The sequence below is a fragment of the Corynebacterium afermentans subsp. afermentans genome, from assembly GCF_030408355.1.
In the GTDB taxonomy this organism is placed as follows: Bacteria; Actinomycetota; Actinomycetes; order Mycobacteriales; family Mycobacteriaceae; genus Corynebacterium; species Corynebacterium afermentans.
This window is the reverse complement of sequence record NZ_CP046606.1, coordinates 1857617-1869469: the sequence shown is the minus strand read 5'-3', so window position 1 is coordinate 1869469 and position 11853 is coordinate 1857617. Positions and strand designations below refer to the sequence as shown.

The 11853-nt window shown below is 64.3% G+C and carries 16 protein-coding genes and 3 tRNA genes; 12 read left to right on the top strand and 7 right to left on the bottom strand.

Going from position 1 to position 11853, the window contains the following annotated elements:
• Positions 1–1347, bottom strand: coding sequence for a nicotinate phosphoribosyltransferase (locus CAFEA_RS08960; RefSeq protein WP_063937847.1), 1347 nt, complete (start codon positions 1345–1347; stop codon positions 1–3).
• Positions 1348–1438: 91 nt separating this feature from the next.
• Between CAFEA_RS08960 and clpS the strand changes: the two genes are divergently transcribed.
• The 8 genes from clpS to lptM all read left to right on the top strand — a co-directional run bounded on the left by clpS (position 1439) and on the right by lptM (position 6733).
• Positions 1439–1738: an ATP-dependent Clp protease adapter ClpS gene (clpS, locus tag CAFEA_RS08955; protein WP_034999101.1), complete on the top strand. Its 300-nt coding sequence runs from the start codon at positions 1439–1441 to the stop codon at positions 1736–1738.
• Between the two features lie 9 nt (positions 1739–1747).
• Complete coding sequence (locus CAFEA_RS08950; RefSeq protein WP_063937849.1) at positions 1748–2287, top strand: DUF2017 domain-containing protein; 540 nt, start codon at positions 1748–1750, stop codon at positions 2285–2287.
• A gap of 228 nt (positions 2288–2515) precedes the next feature.
• Entirely contained in the window at positions 2516–3355 is an 840-nt protein-coding gene (locus CAFEA_RS08945) for a rhomboid family intramembrane serine protease (RefSeq protein ID WP_082855677.1), read from the top strand.
• Between the two features lie 10 nt (positions 3356–3365).
• On the top strand, positions 3366–4187 hold the full coding sequence (gene murI, locus CAFEA_RS08940; protein ID WP_253704977.1) for a glutamate racemase: 822 nt from the start codon (positions 3366–3368) through the stop codon (positions 4185–4187).
• Positions 4188–4220: 33 nt separating this feature from the next.
• Entirely contained in the window at positions 4221–4988 is a 768-nt protein-coding gene (locus CAFEA_RS08935; RefSeq protein WP_063937853.1) for an MBL fold metallo-hydrolase, read from the top strand.
• A 23-nt stretch (positions 4989–5011) separates the two neighbouring features.
• Positions 5012–5740 carry a ribonuclease PH gene (gene rph, locus CAFEA_RS08930; protein ID WP_034998096.1) on the top strand — a complete coding sequence of 243 codons (729 nt, stop codon included), beginning with the start codon at positions 5012–5014 and terminating at the stop codon, positions 5738–5740.
• Positions 5734–6333, top strand: a complete 600-nt coding sequence (rdgB, locus tag CAFEA_RS08925; protein ID WP_063937855.1) for an RdgB/HAM1 family non-canonical purine NTP pyrophosphatase — start codon at positions 5734–5736, stop codon at positions 6331–6333. Before rph ends, rdgB begins: the two co-directional genes overlap by 7 nt.
• Before the next feature lie 25 nt (positions 6334–6358).
• Positions 6359–6733 carry an LPS translocon maturation chaperone LptM gene (gene lptM, locus CAFEA_RS08920; RefSeq protein ID WP_253704979.1) on the top strand — a complete coding sequence of 125 codons (375 nt, stop codon included), beginning with the start codon at positions 6359–6361 and terminating at the stop codon, positions 6731–6733.
• Positions 6734–6787: 54 nt separating this feature from the next.
• Here the strand turns inward: lptM and CAFEA_RS08915 are convergent, their stop codons facing one another.
• Together CAFEA_RS08915 and CAFEA_RS08910 are read right to left on the bottom strand one after the other, a co-directional pair.
• Positions 6788–7165 carry a DUF3817 domain-containing protein gene (locus CAFEA_RS08915; protein WP_051106315.1) on the bottom strand — a complete coding sequence of 126 codons (378 nt, stop codon included), beginning with the start codon at positions 7163–7165 and terminating at the stop codon, positions 6788–6790.
• The gene (locus tag CAFEA_RS08910; RefSeq protein ID WP_172796723.1) at positions 7162–7614 is read right to left on the bottom strand and encodes a hypothetical protein; all 453 of its coding nucleotides are present in this window, start codon (positions 7612–7614) and stop codon (positions 7162–7164) included. The genes CAFEA_RS08915 and CAFEA_RS08910 overlap by 4 nt, the downstream gene beginning before the upstream one ends.
• Positions 7615–7722: 108 nt before the next feature.
• On the opposite strand from CAFEA_RS08910, the gene CAFEA_RS08905 reads away from it, so the two are divergent.
• Positions 7723–7807, top strand: a tRNA-Leu gene (locus CAFEA_RS08905).
• A gap of 11 nt (positions 7808–7818) precedes the next feature.
• On the opposite strand, the gene bcp is transcribed toward CAFEA_RS08905, so the two are convergent.
• Positions 7819–8304, bottom strand: coding sequence for a thioredoxin-dependent thiol peroxidase (gene bcp, locus CAFEA_RS08900; protein ID WP_063937859.1), 486 nt, complete (start codon positions 8302–8304; stop codon positions 7819–7821).
• 79 nt (positions 8305–8383) lie between these two features.
• Between bcp and CAFEA_RS08895 the strand changes: the two genes are divergently transcribed.
• Entirely contained in the window at positions 8384–8659 is a 276-nt protein-coding gene (locus CAFEA_RS08895; RefSeq protein WP_034998105.1) for a DUF3618 domain-containing protein, read from the top strand.
• A 113-nt stretch (positions 8660–8772) separates the two neighbouring features.
• The gene (locus CAFEA_RS08890; RefSeq protein WP_253704981.1) at positions 8773–9417 is read left to right on the top strand and encodes a DUF305 domain-containing protein; all 645 of its coding nucleotides are present in this window, start codon (positions 8773–8775) and stop codon (positions 9415–9417) included.
• Positions 9418–9423: 6 nt separating this feature from the next.
• Here CAFEA_RS08890 and CAFEA_RS08885 read toward each other — a convergent pair whose 3' ends face one another.
• Both CAFEA_RS08885 and CAFEA_RS08880 read right to left on the bottom strand, forming a co-directional pair.
• Positions 9424–9990, bottom strand: coding sequence for an isochorismatase family protein (locus CAFEA_RS08885; protein WP_063937861.1), 567 nt, complete (start codon positions 9988–9990; stop codon positions 9424–9426).
• Positions 9991–10141: 151 nt separating this feature from the next.
• A tRNA-Lys gene (locus tag CAFEA_RS08880) sits at positions 10142–10214 on the bottom strand.
• Between the two features lie 210 nt (positions 10215–10424).
• Between CAFEA_RS08880 and CAFEA_RS08875 the strand changes: the two genes are divergently transcribed.
• Positions 10425–11621 (top strand): L,D-transpeptidase, encoded by a 1197-nt coding sequence (locus tag CAFEA_RS08875; RefSeq protein WP_063937863.1) that lies wholly within the window; start codon positions 10425–10427, stop codon positions 11619–11621.
• A 149-nt stretch (positions 11622–11770) separates the two neighbouring features.
• Here CAFEA_RS08875 and CAFEA_RS08870 read toward each other — a convergent pair.
• Positions 11771–11846, bottom strand: a tRNA-His gene (locus CAFEA_RS08870).
• Positions 11847–11853: the final 7 nt, after the last annotated feature.

The window sequence follows — 11853 nt, the reverse complement described above, 5'->3', positions numbered from 1 at the left end:
CTACTCGGTGGGCTCCGGGAAGCCGACGAACTTCGTCGGGATGGCCACCTCGCCGCGCGATAGGGCCAGGCCCTCCCACGGCAGCGTCTTGCGGGCGGCCGCGTGCAGCTCGCGGATCTCCTCGATGCCGGGCTGGCCGTCCACGATTTCGCCGTCGCGGATCAGCGGCACCGTCATCTCGCGGTACTCCAGGTTCGGCTTGCGCGGCACGTCCACACCGAGCGGGTGGATAACCTCGCCGACGGCCACGCCGGAGGAGCGGTACGCGCGCAGGGCGGTCTTGCCGCCACCGTAGGTGACTTTGCCGGAGGAGCGCTTGGCCACGGGGTGGCCGTCCACCTCCACCAGCTTGTACACCAGGCCCGCGGTGGGCGCGCCGGAGCCGGTGACCACGGAGGTGCCCACGCCGAATCCGTCCACCGGATCGCCGCGCAGGCCAGCAATGGCGAATTCGTCCAGGTCAGAACTGACGATGATGCGGGTGTTGAACGCCCCGGCCTCGTCCAGCTGCTTGCGCACCCGCCTAGAGACGATGCCCAAATCGCCAGAGTCGATGCGCACCGCACCCAGCTCGGTGCCGCCGACCTCGAGCGCGTTTTCCACGCCCTTGGTGATGTCGTAGGTGTCCACCAGCAGCGTGGTGTCCACCCCGAGGGAGTCGATTTGGCCCCTGAACGCGGCCTTCTCGTCCGGGTTGCCGTCCTCGTCCACGTGCAACAGCGTCCAGGAGTGGGCGGAGGTGCCGGAGGCGGGGATGCCGTAGCGCAGGGAGGCCTCCATGTTGGAGGTGGCGTTGAAGCCGGCGATGTAGGTCGCGCGCGCGGCGGAGACGGCCGCCTGCTCGTTGGTGCGGCGCGAGCCCATCTCGATGATCGGGCGCCCGTCCGCGGCAGAGACCATGCGCGACGCTGCTGAGGCGACGGCGGAATCGGAGTTGAGGATGGACAAAAGGACCGTCTCTAAGATCACGCACTCCGCGAACGTGCCGCGCACCGTCATGATCGGCGAGTACGGGAAGTACAGTTCGCCCTCGCGGTAGCCGTCGATCTGCCCGGAGAACTTGTAGTTTTCCAGGTACTCGCGCGCCTCAGGGGAGAGGAAGTCCGCGGTGTCCAGCTGGTCCTTGGTGAAGCGGAACTTGGTGATCGCGTCGAGCACCCGCTCGGTGCCAGCGACCACGCCGTAGCGGCGCTCGTTAGGCATGCGGCGGCCGAAGACCTCGAAAACACAGTCGCGCTGTGCGGTGCCGTCCTTGATGGCGGCATCGAGCATGGTCAGCTCGTACATGTCCGTGAAAAACGCGGTGGAGCCCTGCGTGCCGGTGGAGTGCGTGGGAGTGTCGTTCATGGTGAGCCAGCGTACCCTGCTGGTACGAGAAGGTAAGGTGGTGCACATGTTTTCCTCAGCCGATTTTCCTGCGGCCAGCCGTGCGCAGCGCATGGGTTCGCCGCTGGCAACCCCGGAGTTGGACGAGGCCCTTGACGTGGACGTGGCCACGAGCGAGAACCTGCCGTGGCTGTGCATCGTGTGGGATGACCCAGTCAACCTGATGAGCTACGTCACCTACGTGTTCCAGACCGTGCTGGGGTATGACCGCAAGCGCGCCACCGAGCTGATGATGCAGGTCCACACCGAGGGCAAGGCCGTGGTGTCCTCGGGCGAGAAGGACAAGGTGGAAACCGACGTGAAGAAGCTGCACACCGCGGGCCTGTGGGCCACGATGCAGCAGGCAGGGTAGGGGAGATTCATGCAGCCGTGGCGTAAAAAGAAGGGCCTGATGCGCTCGACGCCGAAGTACACCACCGTTTTTGACCCGATGGAGCGCGAGGTCATCGGCGACCTCACCGCCACCGTGTCCGAGGCGCTGATCGCACGCGCTCAGTCCGCGCCGAAGGACGAGTTCGCGGAGATGCTCGGCGTCGCCACCGGGCACACCGAGGCGCCTGAGGACCCGCGCCTGGCGCGCCTTCTGCCCGATTTCGAGCGCGAGGGCGACGAGGAGTTCGACGGCGACAACGGCCTGCTGCGCAGCCTGCACGAAAACGACATCATCAAGGCCAAGCTGGTCAACCTGCAGGTGATCAACGCCGCGCTCGGCCCCACCGGCGGCGTGGAGGTGGCCATCGAAGAGGGCGAGGCCCACCAGTTCATCGCCGCGCTCAACGACATGCGCCTGTACGCCTCCGCGGACGATTCCGGCAGCGAGGCCGCGCGCGAGGACCGCCAGCGCCTGATCGACTGGTTGGCCTATTGCCAGGACTCTCTCCTCGAAGCTCTCATGGGCTAGCTGGTACGCCCGCAGCTTTTCGACGCCCTCCGGTCGGCCACCGCAGCAGGACCCTCCGCAGACCCCCTCCCCACATCCCTCCGCAGACCCTGAGTACGGGATCCAGAGTATGGCCCAAAACTGGCCATGCTCTGGATCCCGTACTCAGGGTTTGACGCAAAGACAGGCGCAGCACCGCCGCGTCACAGCCCGGCCCACAATCGGCGAACCCGCTAGACTTCAACCACGATGAGCGATCACAACCACACCCCCGAGGGCTGGGGCTACGGCCAGACCGGGCAGCCGGGTTACGGGAAGCCGTTCCAGCGACCGTTCTCGCACCCGGAGTGGCAGCAGCCGGCGTTTAGCGAGCCCGTCCAGCCGTACAACCCGTACGCGACCCCGCAGCAGCAGCAGCAGGGCCGTAACGGCCAGCCCCAATACAACCAAACCCGCGGAACGAAACGGGTGCCGAAGCGAAAGGCGCAGCGCAGCACGGGCCTGAATCTCGCCGGCGGCTTCCTTGCCACGATCTGGGTTGTGTTCATCCTGGAGCTGGTGTTCCCGTGGTTGCAGGCGTTTGGCATCCACCCGCTGGACGTGTCTTCCCTGCCGTTGATCTTCACCTCGCCGCTGTTGCACGCGAACCTGGAGCACATCATCTCCAACTCGATCCCCGGCGCAATTTTCGCGTTCCTGGTGGGGTATTCGGGTAAGCGGGTGTTCTGGGAGGTCACCACGTTTGTGGTGATCATCGGCGGCCTTGGCACCTGGCTGCTGGGTGGTGTGGGCACGAACCACATCGGCGCGTCCGGCCTGGTGTACGGCTGGTTGGCGTATCTGATCATCCGTGGCTTTTTCAACCGCTCTATCAGCCAGATCATCACCGGCGTCGTACTCGGCTTTTTCTACTCCGGCCTGATCTTCGGGCTGCTGCCGGGCACGGAGGGTGTGAGCTGGCAGGCTCACCTGTTCGGCGCTATCGGCGGGTTTATCGCTGGCATGGTGATCACCTCCGACGACCCGCCGGAGCTGGTGGCGAAGCGCGAGGCCAAAGCGCGTTCATTGCAGCCTCCAGGGCAGCGATAGGATTTCCGGCGTGGATACTTTCGCCGGCAACCCAAATTCAGCACCGATCGGGCTCTTCGATTCCGGCGTCGGCGGCCTGACCGTCGCCCGTGCGGTGATGGACCAGCTGCCGGGCGAATCCCTGATCTATATCGGCGACACCGCCCACGGCCCTTACGGCCCGCAGCCGATCGCGGACGTACGTGCGCATTCGCAGCGCATTGCCGACGAGCTGGTGGAGCGCGGCTGCAAGATGCTGGTCATCGCCTGCAACACCGCCACCGCGGCGTTCTTGCACGACGCCCGCGAGCGCTACGACATCCCGGTCATCGAGGTGATCCAGCCGGCCGTGCGCCGGGCGATCGCGACCACCCGCAACAGGAAAATCGGCGTGATCGGCACCGAAGGCACGGTGAAGTCCGGCGCCTACCAGGACCTGTTTTCCATTCACCCGGGCCTGGAGGTCACCGCCCAGGCATGCCCGGAGTTCGTGCCGTTTGTAGAGCAGGGCAAAACCTCCGGCAGGGAGGTCCTCGAGGTCGCCAGCGGCTACGTGGCACCACTGCGCGAGGCGGGCGTGGATACGCTCGTGCTCGGCTGCACCCACTACCCGCTGCTGTCGGGTGTGATCCAGCTGGCCATCGGCGATGAGGTCGCGCTCGTCTCCTCGGCCGAGGAGACCTCTAAGGATGTGCTCCGAGTACTCACTGAGGGCGACATGCTTAACGACGGCACGTCCGCCCCCACCCACATCTTCGAATCCACCGGTGACCCTGACACCTTTGACGCGCTCGCCCGCCGCTTCCTGGCACCTCCGGTGCACGCCGTGGGCCGCGATTTGAGAATTCACTAGGAAAATGTGCGCCATTCATGGCAGAGTGTGTCCATGCAGTTGACCATCCTCGGGTGCTCCGGGAGCCTGGCCGCGCCCGGTAACCCAGCTTCCTCCTACGTCATCTCCGTACCTGGTGAAACGGATGTGGTGATGGACTTCGGTCCGGGAGCGCTCGCCGCCATGCAGGAGCGGTTCGACCCGTCTGCGGCGCACGTCATCTTCAGCCATCTCCACGCCGATCACTGCTCGGACTTCCCGTCGCTGCTTGTGTGGCGCCGTTACCACCCCACAGCCCCGGCGGAGCAGCGCCACAGGCTGATCGGCCCCTCGTACGCGCCGGAGCACCTGGGCCGCATGAGCGCGGACGCGCCGGGGGAGCAGGACGACTTTTCGGACACCTTCGAGTTCACCACCTGGCGTACCGGGCAGCCGGAGCAGCTCAGCGGGCTGACCATCACCCCGTTTGATGTGGTCCACCCGGCGCAGGAGTCCCACGCGCTGCGCATCGAGGACGCCTCCGGCAAGGTCATCACCTTCTCCGGGGATTCCGGGTTCGCGCCAACGCTTATCGACGCCGCCCGCGCCGCCGACCTCTTCCTGTGCGAAGCCGCCTGGGGCGCGACCTCCGAGGGCAAGGCTGAGGGCATGCACCTGTCCGGCAAGGAGGCCGGTCGGATCGCCCGCGAGGCCGACGTGCAAACCCTGGTGCTGGTGCACATCCAGCCGTGGACCGACCCGGACGAGGTCCTCGCAGCCGCCCGCACCGAGTTCGACGGCGAGATCGTCCTGGGCACCGCCGGCGCCACCTTCGAGCTGTAGGCACCTGCGTTACCCTTGGGCACATGACTGATTTTTCGCGCCTGGACGGCCGCGCCTTCGATCAACTGCGCCCCGTGCGCATCACCCGCGGCTTCACCTCAAACCCCGCCGGCAGCGTGCTGGTGGAGTTCGGCAACACCCGTGTGATGTGCACCGCCTCCGTGGAGGAGGGTGTGCCCCGCTTTAAGAAGGATTCTGGCGAGGGGTGGCTGACCGCCGAGTACGCCATGCTGCCTTCCGCAACGCATGACCGCATGCCGCGCGAGTCCATGAAGGGCAAGGTCAAAGGCCGCACTCACGAGATCTCGCGCCTGGTGGGCCGCTCGCTTCGCGCAGCTGTGGATTTGAGCCAGCTCGGCGAGAACACCATTCAGCTGGACTGCGATGTGCTGCAGGCCGACGGCGGCACCCGCACCGCCTCCATCACCGGCGCGTATGTCGCGCTCGCGGACGCCATCGCGGTGCTCAAAGAGCGCGGCGTGGTCCCGGGCGAACCGCTGCTCAAGCCCATTGCCGCGGTTTCCGCTGGCATTATCGACGGCCACGTGTGCCTGGACCTGCCCTACGAGGAGGACTCCCGCGCCGAGGTCGACCTGAATGTGGTGATGCAGGAGGGCGGAAACTTCGTGGAGATTCAGGGCACCGGCGAGCACGGCCTTTTCGGCCGCGAGCAGCTCGGTGAGATGCTGGATGTCGCGGCCAAGGGCTGCGAGGAGCTCATCGCAGCGCAGAAGGCGGCGCTGGGATGGTAAAAGTCCTCGTCGCCTCTAGGAACCAAGGTAAGGTCCGCGAGCTCGAGCAGGTGCTCCGCGAGCTCAACATTGAAGGGGTGGAGCTTGTCTCGCTTCACGACGCTCCGCCGTACCCCGACCCCGTCGAAGACGGACTCACCTTCGTGGACAACGCCCTATTGAAGGCCCGTGCCGGAGCAAAAGCCACCGGTTTGCCCTGCGTTGCCGACGATTCCGGCCTGTCCGTCAAGGCGCTCAACGGCATGCCGGGCATCCTGTCCGCCCGCTGGTCCGGCAACCACGGCGGCGATCAGGCCAACAACGACCTTTTGCTAGCCCAAATGGCGGACATCAACGAGCGAGCCGCCGCGTTCGTGTCCTGCTGTGCCCTGGCCGCCCCAGACGGGCAGGAATTCACCGCCGAGGGCCGCTGGGAGGGCGAACTGCTGCGCGAGCCGCGTGGCGAGAACGGCTTCGGCTACGACCCGCTGTTCCAACCCGCCGATGCCGACGGTCGCTCCTCCGCCGAACTCACGCCTGAGGAGAAGAACGCACGCTCCCATCGCGGCAAGGCGCTTCGCGCGCTCGCCCCACACATTGCGGCCCTGCGCTGACGCAATTCGTTACAGTGGGGCAATGATGAAAAAGACGATTGCACTTGTAGGCACTGTTCTCGCCTCCGGCGCGCTTTTGACCGGCTGCGGCCAGAAGGGCGATTTTGACGGCGAGTGGACCGGCGAGATCACCTCCACCCAGGAAGGCAAGGGTGGAGGCCACGCCACCATCACTATCGACGGCAAGGACTGCGACTGGCAGATGACCGAGACCGACGGTGAAACCAACGAGGCGAACTGCCTGCGCGACGACAAGGAGTTCAAGCTCGAGGATCCCCTGACCCACCAGGACCTTGAATACGACGCCGAGCGCAGCGGCGACACCCTCACGCTGAGCCCGGACAACGGGCCAGCTGAAAAGGTCGGCGTGATGGTGCTAACCAAGACCGGCGAGAAGTAGACGTCGCAAAGCAAAAGGCCCGGCAGACGAGTGCTGCCGGGCCTTTGTTGGTGCTTAGGAAAGCTGGAACTTCTCCTTCACTTCATTGCGGCGCTTACCCTCAATGACGAAGGACATAAACGGCACCACACCCGAAAGGGCCGTGGCGATCCAGGTGCCCGCAGACCAACGGGCTTTAGAACCGAGGTTCAGCGACGCCATCAAAAACGCCACGAACGCGAAGCCGTGCACGCGGGCGACCCAGGACAGGTAGTCGACGTTCATGTCCAAGCCGTACTGCATGATCATGCGCGCGACGAGCAGGAGCAGCAGCACACCGGTGATCCATGCGGTGACGGTGAAAAATTGCAGTGCCTGCTTCACGCGGCGCTGGCGCTCCGGGTGGATGCGCGCGGGCTGGGCGGGCTGGGTCTGCGGGGCGGGCTGCGTCATGCTGATTCACCTTTACCTTCAATGTTCGTTCTTCTGCGCGGGGCTACAAGCTTGTTGTATTCCTCCACGTCCAGCTCGGGGCGAGAGGGGAGGAAGTCCTCGTCGATCGCCGTGGGTTCCTTCACCTCGCCGTACTTGGCAAGGTCGGCCTCGTAGAGGTCGTCCATGGTCAGGCTGGCGTTTTCGGCGTCGATCTTGTCGTTTTCCATGCGCATACCCACGCGGTAGGCGTAGACGAAAAACGCCGCGAAGCACGGCCACTGCAGGGCGTAGCCCAGGTTTTGGAACGTTCCCGAGCCCGACTGGTAGCGCTCCCACTGCCAGTTGGCGAGCAGGAGACAGGTCACGGCTGCTGCGACCAGCAGCACGATGTGCCACCAGCGCACGCGGACGCGCTCGCGTTGGGGCACCGTCTCAGCGCTCTCAACTGCCTTGTTCTCTTCGCTCACAGCTGGTCAGTCTACCCGGCAGCGCGCAAACACCAAACGAAAGTTTGATGCCGCGCAACGATGGGTTACCGCCCGCCGCAGCAGGCGGTGTAACATTCAACGATTGACGCGCCCGTGGCGGAATTGGCAGACGCGCTGGATTTAGGTTCCAGTGCCTTATGGCGTGAGAGTTCAAGTCTCTCCGGGCGCACCACTTTTCGGGGGCTAGATATCCCAGTCGCGCAGGATGCGGCCCACGTGCCCGGTGGCCTTGACGTTGTACTGGGCGTGATCGATCGTGCCCTTGCCGGCGTCGTCCACGCTGACCAGGAACGTCGAGCGGATCACGCCTTGGACCACCTTGCCGTAGTTCTTCTTCTCGCCGAAGGCGCCGTAGGCCTCCATCGTCTCCTTCGTCGGATCGGAGAGCAGCTCCACTCCCAGCTCGTGGTCGGCGCGGAACTTGGCCAGCTTGTCCTCCGGGTCGGGGCTGATGCCGAGCACAGTCACGGAGGCGTCGCGGAACTGCTCCATGCTGTCGGTGAAGTCGCATGCCTCGGTGGTGCAGCCGGGGGTGTTGGCCTTCGGGTAGAAGTAGACGATGACGCGCTGGCCAGCGAAGTCGGCGAGCGAGATGTCTTCGCCGCGGTCGTTTTTCAGGGTGAAAGCGGGGGCGGTGTCGCCCTTGTCCAATCTCATCGACTCAGTCATGCTTCCCCGTTTTACACTACTGTGGAGACGAAAAGACGTGAGTCTGTAAAAGTCAACGTAGACGTAGGAGTTTCCCAAAGTGGCACGAGACATTCACGATATCGAGCGCGACCTCGAGCGCACCCGCAACCAGCTCGCCAGCACCCTGGACGAGCTCGCGGACCGTACCAACCCGAAGACCCTGGCCGGCAGCGCGAAGTCTGAGGCCGCTAACTGGCTGCAGGATCCCACTGTGCAGAAGGTCATCGGCGGCGTTGTTGCCGGTATCGCAGCTCTGATCAGCATCAAGGCGTACAACGGTCGCAAGCGCAAGAGCGAGCTCAAGGAGCTGCAGAAGCTTCTCGCCAACCGCTAATCGACGGCGGTATAGCTGAGTTTCCATTCCCACCGCGCCGATACGCTGCATAAAACGCAGTGTGTCGGCGCGGTTTTTGGGTTACGATCAAGCAAAGCAGAAAGGGCATACCAATGACGAATGAGCATGCGCAGACCGAGCATGATCCGGAACTCGAAGAGATGCGTCCCAGTAAGAAACCGCTGTGGATCGCGGTTGCGGTGATTGCGGCGCTGGCGTTGACGCTGACGTTCGCGGGGCCGTCGCTACGCGCCGCGTTTACCCCCGAGACTTCCACCTCCGCAGACGGGCAGGCGGGCTACAACGACACCGACGTCCACTTCCTGGGCATGATGGTGCCGCACCACCAGCAGGCAATCGACATGTCGGACGTGCTGCTGGGTTCGGACGTGGACGACGCTAAGGTCCGTGACCTCGCACAGCGCATCAAAGACGGCCAGGAGCGCGAGAATGAGCAGATGCGCGCTTGGGCGGACGAGTGGGGCATTGAAAAGGACATGGAGCACCACTCCACCCACATCGCCAACGGCATGTTTCACCCGGAGCAGCTTGAGCAGTTCGAGGCGCTGCGCGGCGACGAGCTGCGCACCGCGTTTTTAGAGATGATGCACTTCCACCACAACCACGTGATCAAGATGACGCAGGATGAGGTGGACCGCGGCGGGTACGAGCCGCTGCGCGAGATGGCGAAAGAAATGATCGAGGTACAAACTGCCGAGATGGGTGAAATGGAAGAGCTGCTCGGCTACACGCCTTAAGGCTGGCTAAACCAGCTCCGCGCCGGCGTCGATCATTTCCTGGAGCGCGTCGGCGCCGCGTTTATCGTCGACAGGCGAACACATGCCCCGCAGCACCTTGACCTTGAAGCCCTCTTTGAGTGCGTCCAGGACAGTCGCGCGCACGCAGTGGTCGGTGGCGATGCCGCAGACATCCAGGCGGGAGACACCCTGCGCGCGCAGCCAGTCCGCCAGCAGCTCGTCGTTGCCGTTGACACCCTCGAAGCCCGAGTAGGCGGCGGTGAAATGGCCCTTCTTGAAAAACTGGTCGATCAGATCGGTCTTCACCGGCCCGCGAACCTGCGCGCCGTAGGAATCAGCCACGCAGTGCGGCGGCCACGAATCCACGAAGTCGGGCGTCTCCGAGAAGTGCGCGCCCGGGTCGATGTGCCAGTCCTGAGTGGCCACGACGTAGTCGTACTCGTGAGTGCGGCTGTCCGCGGTGGAGATCAGTTCGGCGATTTTGGACGCCACTTCGTCGCCGCGCGCGGTTGCCAGGGCACCGCCGGGGCAGAAGTCGTTCTGCACGTCCACGATCACTAATGCTGTCTTCATGGGCTTAAGCCTACTCTCAGGGGACGGGCAGTGGGCGCACTTCACCGGCGGGGTGTGGCCTTCGGAAATGGACGTAGGTGCTCCGCCAGGTTTTCCGCACAGAACAAAACGAGGCCAGCAGGTAACATTCCTGCTGGCCTCGTCGCGGTTGTGCGCCATCAGGGAATCGAACCCCGAACCCACTGATTAAGAGTCAGTTGCTCTGCCAATTGAGCTAATGGCGCGTATTTTGTTTTTCTCTGTTGCTCTCGGCAACGAAAAGAAACTGTAGCACCCACTTGTCTCAGCGTGAAATCGGCTGGTCAGGTGCAAGAATTCGTCGATAGGCAATGTGCGTAGAAACGCGGGCGACAATAGTGGACTTTGGCTGGTAAGGGGATAGAGTGTGGGGGATTCGCAAACTCAGTGTTGTCCAGAGAATTGAGGGGTAAGCCGTGGTCCGTCAAGTGGTACGCGCCTGTGCGCTGGTAGCAGCAGCGGCGACGCTTGCGTCGTGCACCATCGGGGACACCGGCAGGCTAGAGCCGGCCGCGCACACCTCTGACGCTTCGCTGGTGGAAAAGACCACCGAGAAGGCCTCGCCGCGCCCACCCAAAGTCAACGTGGCAAACGGGGAGACTGGAGTCGCGCCGCTGGATCCGATTACGGTGACCGCCGCTGCCGGGTTGTCCTCGGTGACCATGACCAACGAGGCCGGCAAAGAGGTCGAGGGCGAATTCGGCGACGACAAGTCTGAGTGGTCCGTCACCGAGCCGCTCGGCTACGGCCGCACCTACACCGTGGAAGCGCGGGACAAGGAAGGCCAAAAGGTGGTCTCTTCGTTTACTACGCTGACCCCGGACGCGACGGTGAATTCCTACATCGGCCCGCTGGACGGCGCGACTGTCGGCGTGGCCCAGGCCGTGACCATCCGCTTCGATAGCCCCGTGCAAGACACCAAGGCGATGGAGGAGCACATCGATGTGGAGACCTCCAACGACACCGAAGGTGCGTTCTTCTGGCTGGACCCCTACGAGGTGCGCTGGCGACCCAAGGACTACTGGGAGCCCGGCACCGAAGTCAGCGTGAAGGTGGACATCTACGGCGAGAAGCTCGGCAAGGGCCTCTACGGCGGCGGGGACAACGAGACCAACTTCACCATTGGCGACAAAGTGGAGGCCGTGGTGGACAACGCCGACAAGATGCTGCGCGTGTACTCGGGCGACGAGCTGGTCAAGGAGTTCCCGATTTCGCTGGGCACCGACGGCCAGTACGACACCCCCAACGGGGTGTATGTGGTCGGCGACGAGCACGAGAAGCTGACCATGGATTCGCGCTCCTTCGGCCTAGCGCTGGACGCCGGTGGCTACGTCACGCCGGTGGACTACGCCACGCAGCTGTCCTACTCCGGCATCTACCTGCACTCCGCCCCGTGGGCGCTCGGCGCGATGGGCAGCTACAACCAGTCGCACGGCTGCATCAACGCCTCCTATGACAACGCGCAGTGGTTCCAGAACTTTGTTAAGCGCGGCGACCCGGTGGTGGTGAAGAACACCGCCGGGGGCACGCTCACGCCTTACGACGGCCTGGGGTACTGGAACCTCGATTGGGAGCAGCGCTCCGGCGGTTCGGAGGATCCGCTGTACGAGTAGGGGAGTGCTGTTTTGGCAATGTGGCAAATATTTGCCACGTTGCCAAAACGGGACACCCGCAGCCGCAACCCGGGCGACCAAACCAGGGACCAACCAGGCGCCAACGACGAAGACCTGGCCCGCGAATCCGCAGGCCAGGCCTTAAACTTTGGGGTGGCTGACGGGACTCGAACCCGCGACACCCAGGATCACAACCTGGTGCTCTACCAGCTGAACTACAGCCACCATCGCT